The following is a 17,210-nucleotide window of genomic DNA, read 5'->3' as shown; positions in this document are numbered from 1 at the left end:
AATGGTACAGATAGAGGAGGGTTTAACGTGCAAAGTGAAGGCAGAGAGAAACTTGGATTAATATTGGGATTCATAGGTGTGATTTGTTTTAGCTTAACACTCCCTGCAACAAGCATTGCGGTAGCGTATTTTGGCACTACAATCGTTGGTTTAGGGAGAACGGTTGTTGCCGCTATTTTGGTAGCTGTAATTTTGATTGTTCGAAAAGAAAAACTACCTTCTCTTCAGCAATTCAGGAGTTTACTTATTGTTGCGGTTGGTGCAGTGTTAGGATTTCCACTGCTAACATCTTGGGCAATGGAATCTTTGCCTGTCTCCCATGGGGCGGTGGAATTAGCGTTGCTACCATTAGCAACAGCTGGATTTGCAATGGTAAGAGCAGGTGAAATTCCTTCATTCAAATTTTGGATTTCAAGCATAATCGGTTCACTCGCTGTGGTTGTGTATGCACTTCATCTTGGTTTCGGTCAATTGCAATTTGCTGATTTAGCATTACTGGCAGCGGTGCTCATACTCGGATTAAGTTACGCAGAGGGAGGGAAATTATCGAAAGAATTAGGAAGCTGGCAAGTGATCGCATGGGCAATTATAATCGGCGCTCCATTTTTTATTATTCCAGTTGCGTTAAATCTCTCAACTGACATGCTAGATGCCCCAATATATGCATGGATCAGCTTCCTGTACCTCGCAATTGTTAGCCAATTTCTAGCTTATGTTGCATGGTACAGTGGAATGGCTATGGGAGGAATAGCAAGAGTGAGTCAGATTCAATATTTACAACCATTTTTGATGATACTGTTCGCAACAGTTTTCCTAGACGAGTCAATTACATTTTTAACAGTTGTGATAGCAGTGATTGTTGTTATTTCGGTTATGTTTGGTAAAAAGCTACCATTGCTAAGAAGGGACCGGCTTTGGAGAAGGATTAACAGTGTATGGATGCTGGTCACCAGTGCGCTTATTAACGATTGTGGACTTTCAAATTTAACGTGCAAGGACAACTATATTTTGCTGATTCTATTTAAATAAGTGCAGATGTGTCCAGCTATCTATTGGAGAAGAGAAATGATGATTGACATTGTTGCAATAATATTAAATCCACTAGTCAAAAAGAATATTATCTCTCTTTTCATATGAAGGAAAAAGAATGTTGAATACGGGACTTGCAGGCACATCCTCATCATCATTTTTCCATAAAATCGTTAACCACTCTTCGAAACTATTTAAAACTTTTACAATTTTTAATGAGGATTGACTGACAAACCCAACACGATAATCTGATACGCCATCTTCGCATAAAAATACCCAGTGATTGCCTGAATGGTCACCAGCATCAAACATTGTAAAGGAGATAAGCCGACTAGACGCTATATGCTCGTTCGTTTCAACGATAAAGACCTCATCTGGAATGTTAGGGAGTATAGTATTAACATTTTGAATATCACTACATGGAGAATCTTCGCTTACACCGCCAATAGGTTCATAATCTAATAGGAAAATCCCATTGGAAAATTTCTTTAGAAATTCCACAAACGAAAAGGGCAGTCGGTATCCCAATTTTTTTTCATATCTTTTGACCATATCATCTGTCGCAACATTAAACCGGTCAACTTCAGGGTATCTTTTATGGAATTGTGTGATGAATTCATCCATATTCATCTGGCCTTCTCCTTAGTAATCACTTTTCAACAACATAAGTTCCACCTATAATATCGTGAATTGCTCTTTTATCTTCGCGAAATATTACCATAAAAACACTTATGATTAAGGAAATGCCGAGCGTAATAATTCCTATAAGGTGGAACCCGACAAACTCTCTTAAAATAGTATTGGAAAATTTAACATCGTTGCCGTCTGTTCGAATTAATTTAATTTTGCAGATGCGTTTGCCAATAATGTAACCCGCCCAAAGCACAGGTGTAATAACTAAGTATATGGTGTAAACGATGTCCCATGTATATCCACTTGTCCAATTAGTAGAATATTCGCCTACAAAGATGTAGGTTAACAAACCAATAAAAATAGTAATAATGCTAACGTCTAAAAAGGTCGCTAATAATCTTTTTCCAAAACCCGCATAGTTTTTTGATATCATAGTATTCCTCCCCTAATCGCTTTATAAATTTAGTTGTATGGTTACAAAATACTATTTTAACATAAATATCCATATTGTGGTAATTTATGATGCGAAAATAAACGGGGAAAATTGGTATGCTTTAGTTAGTATCTAATTCCCAGACTTAATTTTCATAAAAGAGCTTTCTGTTAGTTACTTATTAAACTGTTACTTATACCCTTAATGATCCACGGAAACCCCGCGCACCATAGTATGAATCTGCTCCATTATGGTACACAAACACAGTATCATAGCGACGATCACAAAAGATTGCTCCACCAAGTTTTCTAATATTTTCAGGTGTTTGGATCCAGCTTGACGTCTTTAGATCAAAAGTTCCAAGTGTCTGCAACTCGCGGTACTGTTCTTCCGTTAAAATTTCAATGCCCATATTTGCTGCCATATCCATGGCGCTATTTTCAGGCTTGTGTTTTTTCCTTGATTCTAGCGCTTCGCGGTCATAACAAATACTTCTGCGGCCTTTAGGACTTTCCGCTGAACAATCATAAAATATGTATTCGTCTGTCTGATCATCGTAACCAACAACATCCGGTTCACCGAGAGAAGCTTCCATCTCATGGAGCGACCACAGTTTTTCAGGATTAGCCTCAAGTTTAGCTTGTACTTTATCCCATGCAAGGCCCTTATGTCTGTTCGTGTTTTTCTCAAATCGTAATTCCAAAGTTTTCAATAGTTCTTCACGTTGGTCTAGAGACCACTCTCTACTATTCTTTGCCATATTATTTTCCTCCTTTTAGCATTTCGTTTTATTCGTACTCTACTGATTCGTTCAAGAAGATCCTGCTTTTAAATCTTAAAATATCTACTTGTATTGTATCACGCAAAAGTAACGAAGATAACACGATTGATAATTTATCAAATCATTCGTGTTTGAAATTAATTTTTTCCAAAAAGAGTTGACTTTAAAAACGCATTGTTATATGGTTAGTTACATAAGTAGTTAACCATATAACGGAAGGGAACCAATATGAAAGATAATCTGGATGAAAGTAAACCAATATTCTTGCAAATTAAGGAACAGATTGAGGATTCGATCCTTAATGAAAATCTAAATGCAGGAGAGCGAGCCCCATCAACTAATGAGATAGCTAATTATTATAAAATTAATCCAGCCACAGCCGCAAAAGGGATTAATGAGCTCGTTTCGGAACAGATACTTTATAAACGAAGAGGTGTCGGGATGTTTGTAGCGGAGGATGCGAGAGAGATTTTAATTGAAAAGCGGAAGAAATCATTTTATGAAAGTTATATGCTTCCTTTAAAGAAGGAAGCGGAGAAGCTTCGTATTCATAAGGATCATTTAATTGAAATGGTGCAAAGGGAGGATATCGATGAAAATTGAAGTGAAGAATCTATCGAAGCGGTACAAAAATAAAGCTGCATTGAACAATATTTCATTTACCTTAGAGGAACCGAAAATTTATGGCTTGCTCGGACGAAATGGTGCAGGTAAAACGACGTTCATGAATATTTTGGCTGGCCATATTTTAGCGAGTAGTGGGCAAATTTTAATCGATGGTGAAGAGCCTTTCGATAATCAACGATTAACAGAGTCAGTTTGCTTAATTAAAGAAGGCGATAATTTTAAAAGAGATTTAAAGGTGAAAAACGTATTAAAGATTTATTCGTATTTTTATCCATCATGGGACTGGCAATTAGCGGATGAACTGGTTGTCGAATATAATCTTGATCGCAATGCCAGAGTAAAAACATTGTCAAAAGGGATGGAATCAGCTTTAGGGATTATCGTTGGGTTAGCGAGTAAAGCACCAATTACCATCTTTGATGAACCGTACATTGGACTTGATGCACCTTCGAGAAAAAAATTCTATGAGCTTTTACTTGAAAGTTATGAAGAAGAAAAACGTACGATTATTTTATCGACGCACCTTATAGATGAAGTGAGCTTGTTGTTTGAGGAAGTGATGATTCTAAGTGACGGTGCATTGGTCATGAAGCAAGATGCGGAAGTACTTCGCGACACCACATGTGCTGTATCGGGAAGAATCGAGGATGTAGAAAGCTTCATTCAAGGCAAAGAAGTGATTCAGAAAAAACAATTAGCTGGAATGATGACCGCTTATCTATACGGAAGTGTGGAGGAAGCGCGTAAAAGTGGGCTCCGTGTTGAAGGAGTACCAATCCAAGAATTAATGATTCATCTAACGGAACGAAAGAAGGGGGCATAACAGATGGCGAGACAGCTAAAAGGATTATTGTATTTCTTTGTAACAGATATGCGTTATTCATTTATGATTTTCTGGAGTATTTTATTAGGGGTGCTTGTCGTTTCCCTTTGCTTTGCTTATTTTTTACTTAGTGTCGAAGAGGGCTCATTTTATTTTTCGTTAAGTTTCCCAATCTACATTTATAGCGCAATTTATGGCTTTAAGACAGTGAAAGAGGCTATCCCATTTTCGATCAAAATAGGAGCGACGAGAAAAAACTTATTCTTAGGCATCGGATTACTTTTTCTAGGTTTAGCAATAGTTCAATCTTTAATAGGTAATACATTGCATTCACTAACCTTGAGCTTTACAGAAGCAACTGATATAACAACGTTTAATTTTTTGCATCTCTCAAGTTTTCTTGAGGATACATGGTTAAATAGGGTAGCGATTGATGCTGCTATTACGTTTGTCCTGCTCGTTTTGTTATTTTTCTTCGGCTTATTATTTTATCAAACTGGCTTAGCTGGTGGAGGTATTGTGGCTGGAGTAATCGTGCTCGCCCTGTTACTTGGAATTGCGAAGGGTTGGGTGTTTGATTTCTTATCAAATCTGTTCACAGATATTAACATCACCTACTTCTTGCAGCTATTTGTTATCGGGCTTGTGTTATATGCGTTTACCTTCCTGTTTGTAAGAAAAATAACGATTGTAAAAGCTAAATAGATGGAATCAACGTGCCATGTACTAACTGTCGTAAAAAACGCAGTTAGTACATGGCATGTTTTCTATATCATTGTTTTCCTTCTGCAAATGTTGGTATAGTAGGTGTAACAATAAGAGAGGTCGATCTGGATGCTTAACGGAATATTACCTGCAGTTAAAAATATGAAAAATTTTGAAAAGCTTTTAAAAAGTGAACACGAATACATTGTGTTTTTAGAGTCAAGGTTATCACAAATAGGAGATTTAGTAGCCTACGCGAAACGTGCAAATAAAAAAGTACTCGTGCATGCGGATTTAATTCAAGGATTAAAAGCAGACGAGTATGGTGTTGAATTTTTAATTCGCAACGTCCATGTGGATGGAATCATTAGTACACGAGGAGCAGCAATTTCAATCGCCAAAAAGAATAAAATCATCGCGATTCAGCGGTTATTCGCTTTGGATAGCCATGCTTTAAATCATAATCTTAAAATGATTAATAAGGTAAGGCCGGATTATATTGAGGTGTTGCCAGGTGTCGTTCCAGCTGTTATCCAAGAGGTTGCTGAAACAACAAGCCTGCCGGTAATTGCTGGTGGATTAATTAAAACGAAGGAAGATGTCCAACAAGCATTAGATGGTGGTGCCGTAGCGATCACCACATCGAGAGCGGAATTGTGGGAACTCTAATGTTGGATTAGCAATTGTGCTTACTTTCAAAATTTAATTGTACGAAAAGTATTGACAACGCTTACAAAAAGGTTTAAATTATAAAATAACAAGTTAAAGCACGTGATGGGAGATTGGAGACCTTCACTATGAATCTACTTTGGGGAAAGTGTGATTTATTAGTGAGGTCTTTTTCTGTGGGTTAATTTAAGTGGATCACGGGGTCTAACTTGTTTCCGAGCAGGAATAACAAAGGGGGAAATGAAAATGAGTAGCAATAACAAACGCTTTTTTTCTAGACCGTTAGCAATTATTGTTTCTTTAGTCGTTATTTTAATTAGTAGTATCATTGCACACAATGTGCAAACTAGTGGTGGAGATGTAGAAGTTAAGGATATCCGCTTTGTTGGGGATAATGGGATTGTGCACAGTGCTTTAATGTACATGCCGAGTGATATGAATTTAGAAGAACAACATCCAGCAGTTGTTTCGATGCACGGCTATATTAACTCTAGAGAAGTACAAGAGCCGTTTAGTATTGAATTTGCAAAGCGTGGCTACGTTGTACTTTCTATGGACATGACTGGCCACGGATATTCGGAACAATTCCCAGCTGATTTAAGCCGCGGTGTCACATCAGGGTTAAACTATATTCATAATTTACCGTTTATTGATGACGACCAAGTTGCGGTTGAAGGTCACTCTATGGGTGGTTGGTCTGTCCTGAAGGCAGCTACGGACAATCCAGATTTAGTTAACACCGTCATTCAGGTTTCATCATCCACAGAGACTTACGGTTCTGGTGAAGTAACAGCGGAAACACCTTTTAACTATGGTATCGTCTTCAGTAAATATGATGAATTTGCTCCACTTATGTGGGGAGTAGAGAAAGCAGTTAATGCAAATGAATCAGAAAAAATGATGAAAGTATTTGGTACAGATGAGCCTGTAGAAGAAGGGAAGTTATATGGTTCCTTTGAGGAACAATCAGCGCGTGTGTACTTTTCTCCGCCTGTAATTCATCCAGGCACACACTGGTCAACAGAATCAATCGGAACAGTTGTTGATTTCTTAAATGATGCAATTCCAGCACCGAATCCAATTGACGCAGATCAACAGTCATGGAAAACAAAAGAAATTGCCACATTTGTCGGTTTCATTGGTGCAATTATGTTATTAATTGCTGTATTGGGTAATTTATTAAGTACAAATTACTTTTCAAGTGTTGTAAGAGAATTACCGGAATCAAAAGCGGTATCGAATAAATGGGTGTGGATTGTTAGTAGTTTAGTTGCAACAGCAATTCCAGCTGCTACATTTATCAAATTCCAGGAATGGGGCCAGGCATGGTTCCCAGCAGGATCATTCCTTCGTCAGAATATAACGACAGGACTCGCGGTGTGGGCAGTTCTAAATGCGGTAATCGCAGCAGTGCTTTTAGTTATATTCCACTATACGAACAAGAAAAATGGCGCAACTATTGCTAATTACGGAGTAACATTTGATCTTAAAGTAATCGGTAGAACTATCTTACTTGCACTTGCCTCCGTAGGTGTGATGTACGCTGTAACGGTTGCGGTTGGTGGATTATTTAATGTCGATTTCCGTATATGGGTAATGGCATTTAAAGCAATCAATGCATCACAGTTTTACCTTGTATTAACGTATGTGCTTCCATTCCTATTGTTCTTTATTGTCAATGGCATCGTTTTACATGGTCAACTTCGTATGAAAGAGTCAAGTACAGAAACGAAGACTGCATTCAAGTGGTTTGGAGCGAACTTCCTAATCAATGCACTTGGAATTATCGTGTTGCTTGTGATTCAATATAGTGTATTGTTTGGCAGTGGTGCGTTATTATGGGATAAAGCATTGATTACGATTATTGCTTTCCAATTTGTCGTTGTTAACTTTATTGCGGCACTAGTGTCCACGTATCTGTTCCGCAAAACAGGAACGATTTGGGCGGGAGCATTCGTAAATGCAATCTTAATCACTTGGTATATTGTTGCAGGTCAAGTTATGCATATGTAATTTTAAAAAACACATGCTGTGCTATCTGCAGCATGTGTTAATTTTTTTATAAGAGGATGGGGAGCAAAAGTGAGCGAAACATTTATTCTTTCTATTGATCAGGGAACAACGAGTTCTCGTGCGATTATTTTTAATGAAAATGGTGAGATTGTCGAGACGGCGCACCATGAATTTGAGCAGTTTTTTCAAAAGCCAGGATGGGTGGAACATGATGCAAATGAAATATGGACATCTGTTTTAGCGTGTATTGCTGAGGTGCTGCGCAAATCCGACATTGAAGCCTACCAGATTGCCGGAATTGGCATTACCAATCAACGGGAAACAGCAGTAGTTTGGAACAAGCATACAGGTAAGCCAATTTACAAAGCAATCGTCTGGCAATCTCGTCAAACAGAAGAGATTTGTAAAGGGCTACGCGAGCAAGGCCATAACGAGCTATTCAGGCAAAAAACTGGGCTTTTGATTGATCCATATTTTAGTGGTACAAAAGTAAAGTGGATCTTGGACAATGTCGAAGGTGCGCGTGAGCAAGCGGAAAATGGTGATCTGTTATTTGGAACGATTGATGCATGGCTCGTCTATAAATTATCAGGTAAAAAGACACATGTGACAGACTATTCCAATGCATCCCGTACGCTAATGTATAACATTCATGAATTAAAATGGGATGATGAACTGTTAGATATTTTAACGGTGCCGAAAAGCATGCTTCCAGAAGTTCGTCCTTCTTCAGAAGTGTATGCAAAAACAGTCGACTATCACTTCTTCGGTCAACAAATTCCAATCGCTGGTATTGCCGGTGATCAGCAAGCTGCGCTGTTTGGTCAGGCATGCTTTGAAAAAGGGATGGCGAAAAATACGTATGGCACTGGTTGCTTTATGCTGATGAATACGGGTAAGGCTGTAACATCGGATCATGGGCTCTTAACGACGATTGCATGGGGAATTGATGGCAAGGTTGAATATGCACTTGAAGGTAGTATTTTCGTTGCCGGCTCCGCACTGCAATGGCTTCGTGATGGCTTACGCATGATTAAAGATGCATCTGAAACGGAGAGATATGCAAACAGAGTAGCTTCTACGGAAGGTATGTATATGGTACCTGCCTTTGTCGGCCTTGGGACACCGTACTGGGACAGTGATGCACGTGGTGCGATGTTTGGGATTACCCGCGGCACGACTAAGGAACACTTTATTCGAGCTACACTAGAGTCGCTCGCTTATCAAACGAGAGATGTATTAGAAGCAATGATTACCGATTCTGGTCTAGATTTGAAAACGCTGCGGGTTGATGGTGGTGCAACAAACAACAATTTTCTCGTCCAATTCCAAAGCGATATGATCGGAGATACGGTTGATTTACCTGTCATTAAGGAAACAACAGCATTAGGAGCCGCTTATTTGGCTGGATTGGCCGTTGGGTTCTGGGAAAGCACCGAGCAGATTGCCAAACAGTGGAAGGTTCAAGAAACGTTTAAGCCTAAAATGGCTGAAAACGACCGTGAGAAATTGTATGCAGGTTGGAAAAAAGCAGTCGAAGCAACGCGAGTTTTTAAGTAATTTAGTTAGAAATGTGTTATAATAATCACAAGTTAATAGCTAGGACGGAGAATTCGAGAGACCGCAAATGACTTAAGCCTATGCTTAAGTAGATTTGTGGTCTTTTTTTGTACTTCCGTCTAAGTTGAATCGATATATATAGAGGAGCGAGTAGGGATGTTATTTTCTAGTTTAAAGCGAAATGATACATTTACAAAAATAAAAAACACTTCAAATGATGTTCTCGTAATCGGGGGAGGCATAACTGGTGCAGGTATTGCGCTTGATGCGGTAGCTAGGGGACTGAATGTAGCTGTTGTTGAAATGCAAGATTTTGCCGCTGGAACATCAAGCCGGTCAACCAAATTAGTGCATGGCGGCCTTCGTTATTTGAAACAATTCGAAATTGGCGTAGTCGCAGAGGTAGGCAAAGAGCGAGCGATTGTTTATGAAAATGCCCCACATGTCACAACTCCGGAATGGATGTTACTTCCGTTTTATCAGGGTGGAACATTTGGCCCGTTCACGACTAACGTTGGGCTAAGAGTTTACGATTTTCTGGCTGGAGTGAAAAAGAGTGAACGAAGGAAAATGTTCGGTGTTGATGAGGCGCTGAAACGAGAGCCGTTACTCAAGAAAGAGGGAATCAAAGGGGCGGGCTACTATGTTGAGTATAAAACAGATGATGCGCGCTTAACGATTGAAGTCATAAAAAAAGCAGTTGAAAAAGGTGCACAAGCGCTTAACTATACGAAGGTAATTGATTTACTCTACGCTGATGGTAAAGTGATTGGTGTTAAAGTAGAGGATCAAATTGATGGTACGCAGCATGATATTTATGCCAAAACAATCGTCAATGCAGCTGGACCATGGGTGGATACAATAAGAGAAAAAGACAATTCTAAAAAAGGAAAAACGCTGCAATTAACGAAAGGGATTCACCTCGTCTTTGACGGTGAAAGATTTCCGCTGCAACAGGCGATTTATTTTGATACGCCAGATGGACGAATGGTATTTGCGATTCCCCGAGATGGAAAAACGTATGTCGGTACAACGGACACTGTTTATACAGGAGATATTGCTCATCCAACGATGACAACGGCGGATAGAGACTATGTGCTTAGCGCGATTGATTTTATGTTCCCAGATGTAAACATTTCTGCTGCTGATGTTGAGTCTAGCTGGGCAGGGTTACGACCGTTAATTCATGAAGAAGGCAAGGATCCATCAGAGATTTCACGTAAGGATGAGATTTTCATTTCAGATTCGAACCTAATTTCGATTGCAGGTGGCAAATTAACTGGTTACAGAAAAATGGCTGAAAGTGTTGTGAATACGGTCACTAGTAAGCTTAAAGAAGAGGGTATTATTTATTCTGATGCTGATACGAAGCATATGCCACTATCTGGTGGAGACGTTGGGGGATCAAAAGGTTTTGTGCAATTTAGCAATGATAAAGTAGAGGAAGCTGTACAAATCGGAATATCCTTAGAAAATGCAAAACAACTCGTCCAAACTTACGGATCCAATATCGACAAACTGCTAACCATTTATAGGACTGGTGAAACAACCGCAAAAGATGCAGGGCTCGATTTACTTGTCTATGCGCGATTGCAGTATGCGATCGAGTATGAGCTAACTTATAAACCGGTAGACTTTTTCATTCGACGAACAGGAGCAATGTTCTTTGCGATTGACTGGGTTCATGCGCATAAAACACCAGTCATTCGCTACATGGCCAACGTATTTGGCTGGACAGATGAACAAGTACAAGAGTATACAGAGGAGTTAGATCAACTATTATTTGAAGCGACACATCCTGTTGAGGAATGATGTTTAAGTAGGTCAGCTTTGAGTTGCAAATAGTATTTAGATAGCGAATATCAAGACGATTATTAAATTGATTAACACTGCATTTGATAAAGACGCTCAGATTTTTAAAAAATCTGAGCGTCTTATATATAAACAATTTTAGTAAGATGATTTTAACCTGAAGGTTGAAAAATATGTATATATGACAACATTGATGCTTGGAAATTTGTGTTTTGGAAGAAACGTCTAAAAATTATAAAAAAACTCAATCAAGCAAATGAACTTCATCATCTACATGAACGTCTCCTGTTTTTATCACAGAAGCATAGACACCAAAATTATTGTTATTTTCTTTTATAATCGTTTTATGTAAACTCGAATCTCGTTCGGCATTTTCAGGATCGACAGTGATAATCATGCATCTTACACAATGTCCTACAAATTCCATTTCTACTTGATTTCCTATTCTTATCCGTCGCCCCATCCATTCTTCTTCTACAAAAGGTTGCTTGTCCTTTAATGAAATAAATAAGTTAGGACGAAACCGTCTCAAATCTACGTCGTCTTTATCCCATAGCTCGGTCAACTTATCTAATGAAGCATCTGTTGCAAGTAAAACATGTTCTACTGCAATTGGTCCAATAGGTACATGTGCGGGAGCGTATTGTTTAGTAGAAATAGTTCGTTTCGATTTGGTTTCCATCTCTTTAATTAATGCTGGATCTTCCCAATCACAAGTCTTACCTTCAGGCGTAATTACCTCGACTTTAGGATAGGTTTCCATTGATTCTTCTCCCACAAACCTTGCTTGATATCGAACCATATCTTGGAATTGTGAGATCGTTAAGAAATTTCCATTTTTTGATTCGTCTACATAAGCATGGCTACGGTCCCCATATAGCCCATAATCCATTATTTTAGTTTGAGGAATACTTTCTCCTCGAAAAGATTTTACCGGGTGACGAACAATTTCTTTTATATGACCGACTAACATTGCGTTCACTCCAATATGAATTTTGATTTAGTATGAGTGTAACAGAGCATATTCTTGAACTCTACTGTTAGCCTCTGATCTAACGCGCTGCTACTCACTTTCAGTTGCTTTTATAACTTTTTCTGCTCGAAATGGTTTGCTATCATTAATAAGGTCTGTGGTAGAAACCAGGGTTACCTTTACGACGCTACCTTTACGAAAGTTGTCAATATCCAATTTATTTCCGCTCTGACTTTCCAATGTTGTTTGATCAGTAATCTCAACGGGACATTCATAACCCCAAGTATCATCTGTATTGTTAACTTGATCTGAACAATCTACACTAAATACGTGATCATTAATTGCATTAAATTGGTTTGGTGTTATATTTGTAATGAAAATGCTAATATACCAATATTTTAACATTGTATAGACTGGAATAGTTGTTACTTATAAATGAAAGTGCCAGGTCCCTATCCGTGGATATGCTTCCACATTAGAAGCCTGGCAATGTTACTTATCAGTCTAAACCTTTTGTATTTTAATTTCCTTAGCATTAGCTAAGTATTTTTCGACTTGCTGCAACACGCTATCATCGTTACGAAGGGCAATCACTTGTTTTTCATCTACGAAAATTCGGTGGATGTCGCCCGCATTATCTTCGTTTGTTCCACCTTGATAAGCTATGCCGAAATAATCACAAATCCCTTTGGCATGCTCGACGGCTACTTCTTTTTGGAACTTTTTATTTAGCATCAGATTCGCTTCTGCTGGGTTGTCCATAAAGCCGTTTTCTGATAACACAGCTGGAATATTTTTCGTTTCTCTTAACACATGAAAATTATTTTCTTTCACGCCGCGATATTCTTGTTTTGTTCCCTGCTTTACGTATTTGGCAATCGATCCTGCAAGCTCACCACTTCGATACTTTTTATTGCCTAGATAGACGTGTAGGCTAATGCCACTAGGATTCGCACCAGTAAACGATCCATCATAAGCATTAAAATGAATCGAAACATAAATAAAGTCAACTTGATTCTTTCCGTACTTTTTATCATATGCTGCTTTCGTTTTGTTTGCGCGATCAGTACGAGTTTTGAGCGGTGTATCACGATCTTCCGGTGCTACCAGAACGACGTTAACACCACATCGCTCTAATTCTGTTTGAAGTAACGCAACGACCGGTTTGTTAAACTCATTTTCCTTTATGCTACGACCTAAGGCTTTCATGTAAGGAGTCCGTTTCCCTGCTGTTTCTTCTCCGTGACCATCGTCAAGAAAAGCAACTAGTACTTTACTCATTCCATTCATCTCCTCTTTTTCGGTATTGTTTTCGTATACGAAGACTAGTATCGATTCATCTATATAATCGTCTTAAGGGAAGATGTAGGAGTGCATTACAGAACTATTTGCCTTGGATTTCTTTAATACTCTTTCCGCCTAAAAAGGCGTGGCCCATCGTTAATTTTTGAACCGTTTCGAATCCATATTTTTGATAAACTTTTTCAATCGATTCGTTAATCGGAAACACCCAAAGTTTGCTAACACCTTGTTTAGACACTTCGTTTTGGATATAGTGGATCAATTCTCCAACTAAGCCTTTTCCTCGAAAAGCCTCTAGTGTAGCAACACTTTCTAACCGTGCTTGGTTACCATCTGTGAAAACACACGCTGTGGAACTGGCAACACCCTTGTATTTTAGCAAATAATGAGTGAAAGCTGGATGATGGAATTGTGTTTCAAAAACTTGCTCACCTGCTTCCTTACCGCCGAATTCTGTGATGCTGCATTCGATCTCAAAAGCTGCTTGATAGTTCTCTGATGTCACTTTTTCTATGGTTATATCGTCACTACTCAGGCGTTTCGCGATTTGGTTATTCCATAACTGAACCGGACTAATTAATTCTTCATATTGGAAGCCTGTTTTCGAAAGTGCAGTAAGCAGTTTTTGCTGCTTATCTATATTGTAAATATAAAATCTTGGAATGACTTTTCTTGACTGATAAAAATTAATTACTTCATCTATGACGACTGCTGGGTCTTCACTGGATTCACTGATGTGAGCATGGTTGGAATCGTAATGGGTAGGCTGCTCATTATTGAAAAAGAGTGCACCCCAAGGTGTGTTGATACGTTTTGTAAAGGTTTCTAAAAAGGCAAAATCGAGTTCGAGAACATCCTGTAAGTGTATCATTCTGGTAACTCCTCATCTGTATTAGATAGGAAAATTATAGCATAGGACGCTTCACCAAATGTAAGCATTGTTTTGGTATAGACACCGACTTATTGTGATAATGCTATAATTATAATAGAGGGAAATATGCTTATTTAATGAATTCTGGAGGACGTGCAATGCTACATACAACAATGGAGTTAGTAATCGTGCATGAACAATGAAAAAAATAGATAGCTATAAAGTTACCGAACAGCAACTGCTTGCAGGCCTTAACCAGTGTTTGGATGGCAAATTAACATGGGAAAGGAGAAGAGCAAACGCCCAATTATTTCTGTTGTTTAGTTGGATAGGTACAGGAGCATGACCATGACCATAATCCCAATCCAACCTTTGTTATGGATCGGATTGATCACTGCTATCAGTCATTTTTTTAGCTTACACTGCAAGCAGCAAATCCAGCATGTAAAGGAAGATCATACAAAACTAAGTGTGGAATTTAAAAAGGTAAAGACGAAAATTGAAAAAAAACGTAAGCGAGATATTAGAAATGATTTTGTAAGCTCAGCTAAGGACAGGATAACTTCTCGGCTTTCTGTTAACAATATGACGTTAGAACATTCGGTATACGACCCAGATGAAATAATGCGACATGATGAACAGTTGAAAAAAATGAGATTTTATCATCGTATCCAACCACGTTAGACTAGCCGGTCGTTGGAAAATAATTACGATGAAAGAAAAGCAGACAACGATGTAATATGGGGTTATGGAGAAAGGCATCATGAGGAAAGAAAATTTGAATACTATACAGCTTGGAATTTGAACTCGATGATCATCATGAATATCGCGATTAAAGAATAAGGGGCATGTGTGATGGAAAAGACAGCGGATATAAAAAGCGTGCTTGAACGATTAACAAACACCAATGATCTGTTAGATTTTCATAAACCAATTGAAATTGGTGGTGATATTAGCAAATACCTCGACTATTATGGCTTAAACCAGAGTGGTCTTGAATTTCATTTCGGCAAGCTGACAATCAACAATACGGCGATTGTTGTCCAAGTTTTTAAGCCCAAGCGAAGCAGAGGGACCGTTGTGCTTCTGCACGGCTATTTGGATCATGTGGGGCATTTGAATCATATCATTCGCCATCTTAATGAACATAGCTATACAGTGCTTACCTATGATTTACAGGGGCATGGGCTATCGGAAGGGAAGACGGCCTCCATTCAGCAGTTTAGCGACTATGTTATCACATTGGAAAAGCTGATTGAGATAGCTAAGCACGAGTTGCCAGGTCCGTATTTTGCTGTTGGTCATAGTACAGGGGCAGCGATTGTAATGGATTATGTGCTTAGATTTCCGGATCACGCTTTTGATAAGGTAGTATTAGTAGCGCCGGTTATTCGGTCTAGGTTTTGGTTTCTAACGAAGATCGGTTTTTTCATCAATAACATGTTTCCAATTATTCGCAAGGTGAAGCGGAAGTTTCGCAATAATTCTTCTAACAAGCGTTATTTGACGTTTACCCGTCAAGATCCATTGCAGTCAGAAGAAATTCCAATCGATTGGCTGACGGTGCTTATTCAGTGGAACGAAGCTATTCAAACATTTCCGGCAGTGCACACACAAACGTGTATTATCCAAGGAAATCAAGATACGACCGTAGATTGGAAATACAATATTAACTTTATCAAACAAAAATTTCCGTTCTTAAAAGTGGTGCATATTAACAACGGCAGACATGCATTATTCAATGAATCATCGCTTCTGCTTGAACAAGTGTGTAATTCAATTAGTGTGTTTATTGAAGAGCAAGTGGAATGTGAGCGAGGAAATGAAAAAGCGTGTAGAGAATAGATGCCCTACACGCTACTTACTTATAGTATAGAATTTCCCCCTCTACTTATAACTTCTAAGCCGATCACGAATATACATGCCGGACTCTGTTAACACATCTTCGCCCCATGCCTGGCTTTCACCTGGGTCGAGATTAGTATAAGGGATAAATGCAGCAGAAGCTTCCTGTTTAATAGACGCTGACCAGTTTACCCAGCTCACATGGTTTTCATCCAAGAAGTTTAACCATTCATCTGTTTCCTCTAAATATGGCCCATTATAGCCACCGGCCTCACTCGTTCCAAATTCGGTTACAAAGATAGCAACGTCATTTTTCAATGCTTTCTTGGCGTTACCCATCACATATCCATCGTTATGTGTGCCACTGTAAAAGTGCACGGTATAAGCAGTATTGTTATCTTCAATTGGTTCCTCGGCAGCTAAATCAGGCCGCTGACTCCAGCTTGGTGTACCAACTATTACTAGGTTTTCATTGTCAGTTTCCCGAAGCATCGCAATGATGGGCTCGGCATATGCCTTAACTCTTCTCCAGCCATCCATATCGTTCGTAATACCTTCTTCATCGCGGTCATTTGGTTCGTTGGCGATCTCATAAATGATATGTTTATTGTTCGGATAAAGGGAGGAAACTTCATTGAAAAAATCCATCGCTCCTGCATATGTTTCATCGTTTGGATCACCTGGATAATGCACGTGCCAATCGACGATCACATATAGATCATTAGCAATGGCAAGATCAATTCCTCTTGTTACTTTTTCCATCATTGCTTCTGGGTGCTTGTTATATCCGTTTTCATTTACATAAACAGCGAGACGCACGACATTTGCCTGCCAGTCATTTTTAAGAGCTGCGAATGCATTGTTATTTAAAATGCTAGAGTACCATTGCAAACCGTGTGTACTCATCCCACGTAATTGGACGATATCGCCGTGATCATCCACGATTGTTTGTTGTCCATCTATCTCTTCAATCGATAGTATCCCTTCTGCTGGAGACAATAGCTTTGGAATTCCAATTACTAAAATCGCAATCACTAGAATACTAACTAAACTAATAATAAGGAATCGTTTATTAAGCTTTTTCATGTTTTCCCCCTGCACAAACATAATATTTAGAAGCGCTTACATTGTTAG

General features: G+C 38.8%; 20 protein-coding genes. 12 read left to right on the top strand and 8 right to left on the bottom strand.

What is annotated here, in order from left to right; all coding sequences use genetic code 11:
- Positions 1-27: 27 nt before the first annotated feature.
- Complete coding sequence (locus ACI6MV_RS15125; protein WP_407271185.1) at positions 28-1,029, top strand: DMT family transporter; 1,002 nt, start codon at positions 28-30, stop codon at positions 1,027-1,029.
- Positions 1,030-1,101: 72 nt separating this feature from the next.
- Here the strand turns inward: ACI6MV_RS15125 and ACI6MV_RS15120 are convergent, their stop codons facing one another.
- The 3 genes from ACI6MV_RS15120 to ACI6MV_RS15110 all read right to left on the bottom strand — a co-directional run bounded on the left by ACI6MV_RS15120 (position 1,102) and on the right by ACI6MV_RS15110 (position 2,855).
- Positions 1,102-1,659: an SMI1/KNR4 family protein gene (locus ACI6MV_RS15120; protein ID WP_407271154.1), complete on the bottom strand. Its 558-nt coding sequence runs from the start codon at positions 1,657-1,659 to the stop codon at positions 1,102-1,104.
- Between the two features lie 19 nt (positions 1,660-1,678).
- Positions 1,679-2,095, bottom strand: coding sequence for an RDD family protein (locus ACI6MV_RS15115; RefSeq protein ID WP_407271153.1), 417 nt, complete (start codon positions 2,093-2,095; stop codon positions 1,679-1,681).
- 193 nt (positions 2,096-2,288) lie between these two features.
- Complete coding sequence (locus tag ACI6MV_RS15110; RefSeq protein WP_407271152.1) at positions 2,289-2,855, bottom strand: DUF4256 domain-containing protein; 567 nt, start codon at positions 2,853-2,855, stop codon at positions 2,289-2,291.
- A gap of 249 nt (positions 2,856-3,104) precedes the next feature.
- Here ACI6MV_RS15110 and ACI6MV_RS15105 point away from each other — a divergent pair, with 249 nt between their 5' ends.
- From ACI6MV_RS15105 to ACI6MV_RS15075, 7 genes are all read left to right on the top strand, one after another.
- On the top strand, positions 3,105-3,479 hold the full coding sequence (locus ACI6MV_RS15105; protein WP_407271151.1) for a GntR family transcriptional regulator: 375 nt from the start codon (positions 3,105-3,107) through the stop codon (positions 3,477-3,479).
- Positions 3,469-4,326 carry an ATP-binding cassette domain-containing protein gene (locus ACI6MV_RS15100; RefSeq protein WP_407271150.1) on the top strand — a complete coding sequence of 286 codons (858 nt, stop codon included), beginning with the start codon at positions 3,469-3,471 and terminating at the stop codon, positions 4,324-4,326. The genes ACI6MV_RS15105 and ACI6MV_RS15100 overlap by 11 nt, the downstream gene beginning before the upstream one ends.
- 3 nt (positions 4,327-4,329) lie before the next feature.
- A complete protein-coding gene (locus tag ACI6MV_RS15095; protein WP_407271149.1) occupies positions 4,330-5,031 on the top strand; it encodes a hypothetical protein in 702 nt (233 codons plus the stop codon).
- A gap of 129 nt (positions 5,032-5,160) precedes the next feature.
- A complete protein-coding gene (locus tag ACI6MV_RS15090) occupies positions 5,161-5,700 on the top strand; it encodes a glycerol-3-phosphate responsive antiterminator (RefSeq protein ID WP_407271148.1) in 540 nt (179 codons plus the stop codon).
- A 246-nt stretch (positions 5,701-5,946) separates the two neighbouring features.
- Complete coding sequence (locus ACI6MV_RS15085) at positions 5,947-7,713, top strand: alpha/beta hydrolase family protein (protein WP_407271147.1); 1,767 nt, start codon at positions 5,947-5,949, stop codon at positions 7,711-7,713.
- Positions 7,714-7,782: 69 nt separating this feature from the next.
- Positions 7,783-9,273, top strand: a complete 1,491-nt coding sequence (gene glpK / locus ACI6MV_RS15080; protein WP_407271146.1) for a glycerol kinase GlpK — start codon at positions 7,783-7,785, stop codon at positions 9,271-9,273.
- Positions 9,274-9,429: 156 nt separating this feature from the next.
- Positions 9,430-11,085, top strand: coding sequence for a glycerol-3-phosphate dehydrogenase/oxidase (locus ACI6MV_RS15075; protein WP_407271145.1), 1,656 nt, complete (start codon positions 9,430-9,432; stop codon positions 11,083-11,085).
- 244 nt (positions 11,086-11,329) lie between these two features.
- Here ACI6MV_RS15075 and ACI6MV_RS15070 read toward each other — a convergent pair whose 3' ends face one another.
- From ACI6MV_RS15070 to ACI6MV_RS15055, 4 genes are all read right to left on the bottom strand, one after another.
- Positions 11,330-12,058 carry an MOSC domain-containing protein gene (locus tag ACI6MV_RS15070; RefSeq protein ID WP_407271144.1) on the bottom strand — a complete coding sequence of 243 codons (729 nt, stop codon included), beginning with the start codon at positions 12,056-12,058 and terminating at the stop codon, positions 11,330-11,332.
- A gap of 90 nt (positions 12,059-12,148) precedes the next feature.
- The gene (locus ACI6MV_RS15065; protein WP_407271143.1) at positions 12,149-12,463 is read right to left on the bottom strand and encodes a hypothetical protein; all 315 of its coding nucleotides are present in this window, start codon (positions 12,461-12,463) and stop codon (positions 12,149-12,151) included.
- A gap of 99 nt (positions 12,464-12,562) precedes the next feature.
- Positions 12,563-13,339 carry an N-acetylmuramoyl-L-alanine amidase family protein gene (locus tag ACI6MV_RS15060; protein WP_407271142.1) on the bottom strand — a complete coding sequence of 259 codons (777 nt, stop codon included), beginning with the start codon at positions 13,337-13,339 and terminating at the stop codon, positions 12,563-12,565.
- 103 nt (positions 13,340-13,442) lie between these two features.
- Positions 13,443-14,231, bottom strand: coding sequence for a GNAT family N-acetyltransferase (locus tag ACI6MV_RS15055; RefSeq protein WP_407271141.1), 789 nt, complete (start codon positions 14,229-14,231; stop codon positions 13,443-13,445).
- Positions 14,232-14,430: 199 nt separating this feature from the next.
- Here ACI6MV_RS15055 and ACI6MV_RS15050 point away from each other — a divergent pair, with 199 nt between their 5' ends.
- Genes ACI6MV_RS15050 through ACI6MV_RS15035 form a run of 4 tightly spaced genes read left to right on the top strand, consistent with a single transcriptional unit; the run spans position 14,431 to position 16,076 of the window.
- A complete protein-coding gene (locus tag ACI6MV_RS15050) occupies positions 14,431-14,577 on the top strand; it encodes a hypothetical protein (protein ID WP_407271140.1) in 147 nt (48 codons plus the stop codon).
- 2 nt (positions 14,578-14,579) lie between these two features.
- Entirely contained in the window at positions 14,580-14,915 is a 336-nt protein-coding gene (locus tag ACI6MV_RS15045) for a hypothetical protein (RefSeq protein ID WP_407271139.1), read from the top strand.
- Between the two features lie 12 nt (positions 14,916-14,927).
- Positions 14,928-15,074, top strand: coding sequence for a hypothetical protein (locus tag ACI6MV_RS15040; protein ID WP_407271138.1), 147 nt, complete (start codon positions 14,928-14,930; stop codon positions 15,072-15,074).
- A 12-nt stretch (positions 15,075-15,086) separates the two neighbouring features.
- Complete coding sequence (locus tag ACI6MV_RS15035) at positions 15,087-16,076, top strand: alpha/beta hydrolase (protein ID WP_407271137.1); 990 nt, start codon at positions 15,087-15,089, stop codon at positions 16,074-16,076.
- 42 nt (positions 16,077-16,118) lie between these two features.
- Here ACI6MV_RS15035 and ACI6MV_RS15030 read toward each other — a convergent pair whose 3' ends face one another.
- Positions 16,119-17,162 (bottom strand): glycoside hydrolase family 5 protein, encoded by a 1,044-nt coding sequence (locus ACI6MV_RS15030; protein WP_407271136.1) that lies wholly within the window; start codon positions 17,160-17,162, stop codon positions 16,119-16,121.
- Between the last annotated feature and the right edge of the window lie 48 nt (positions 17,163-17,210).

Origin of the sequence: Radiobacillus sp. PE A8.2 (assembly GCF_045635475.1) — a bacterium.
Lineage (GTDB): Bacteria > Bacillota > Bacilli > Bacillales > Amphibacillaceae > JBJGXI01.
The sequence above is the reverse complement of the archived record's forward strand: the minus strand, read 5'-3'. Positions and strand labels throughout refer to the sequence as shown.

What these genes read in the sequence shown, in the direction of transcription:
- ACI6MV_RS15120 (WP_407271154.1), bottom strand. Translation starts at nt 1,659, where the DNA reads ATGAATATGGATGAATTCATCACACAATTCCATAAAAGATACCCTGAA.
- ACI6MV_RS15115 (WP_407271153.1), bottom strand. Translation starts at nt 2,095, where the DNA reads ATGATATCAAAAAACTATGCGGGTTTTGGAAAAAGATTATTAGCGACC.
- ACI6MV_RS15110 (WP_407271152.1), bottom strand. Translation starts at nt 2,855, where the DNA reads ATGGCAAAGAATAGTAGAGAGTGGTCTCTAGACCAACGTGAAGAACTA.
- ACI6MV_RS15105 (WP_407271151.1), top strand. Translation starts at nt 3,105, where the DNA reads ATGAAAGATAATCTGGATGAAAGTAAACCAATATTCTTGCAAATTAAG.
- ACI6MV_RS15100 (WP_407271150.1), top strand. Translation starts at nt 3,469, where the DNA reads ATGAAAATTGAAGTGAAGAATCTATCGAAGCGGTACAAAAATAAAGCT.
- ACI6MV_RS15095 (WP_407271149.1), top strand. Translation starts at nt 4,330, where the DNA reads ATGGCGAGACAGCTAAAAGGATTATTGTATTTCTTTGTAACAGATATG.
- ACI6MV_RS15090 (WP_407271148.1), top strand. Translation starts at nt 5,161, where the DNA reads ATGCTTAACGGAATATTACCTGCAGTTAAAAATATGAAAAATTTTGAA.
- ACI6MV_RS15085 (WP_407271147.1), top strand. Translation starts at nt 5,947, where the DNA reads ATGAGTAGCAATAACAAACGCTTTTTTTCTAGACCGTTAGCAATTATT.
- ACI6MV_RS15075 (WP_407271145.1), top strand. Translation starts at nt 9,430, where the DNA reads ATGTTATTTTCTAGTTTAAAGCGAAATGATACATTTACAAAAATAAAA.
- ACI6MV_RS15070 (WP_407271144.1), bottom strand. Translation starts at nt 12,058, where the DNA reads ATGTTAGTCGGTCATATAAAAGAAATTGTTCGTCACCCGGTAAAATCT.
- ACI6MV_RS15065 (WP_407271143.1), bottom strand. Translation starts at nt 12,463, where the DNA reads ATGTTAAAATATTGGTATATTAGCATTTTCATTACAAATATAACACCA.
- ACI6MV_RS15060 (WP_407271142.1), bottom strand. Translation starts at nt 13,339, where the DNA reads ATGAGTAAAGTACTAGTTGCTTTTCTTGACGATGGTCACGGAGAAGAA.
- ACI6MV_RS15055 (WP_407271141.1), bottom strand. Translation starts at nt 14,231, where the DNA reads ATGATACACTTACAGGATGTTCTCGAACTCGATTTTGCCTTTTTAGAA.
- ACI6MV_RS15050 (WP_407271140.1), top strand. Translation starts at nt 14,431, where the DNA reads ATGAAAAAAATAGATAGCTATAAAGTTACCGAACAGCAACTGCTTGCA.
- ACI6MV_RS15045 (WP_407271139.1), top strand. Translation starts at nt 14,580, where the DNA reads ATGACCATAATCCCAATCCAACCTTTGTTATGGATCGGATTGATCACT.
- ACI6MV_RS15035 (WP_407271137.1), top strand. Translation starts at nt 15,087, where the DNA reads ATGGAAAAGACAGCGGATATAAAAAGCGTGCTTGAACGATTAACAAAC.
- ACI6MV_RS15030 (WP_407271136.1), bottom strand. Translation starts at nt 17,162, where the DNA reads ATGAAAAAGCTTAATAAACGATTCCTTATTATTAGTTTAGTTAGTATT.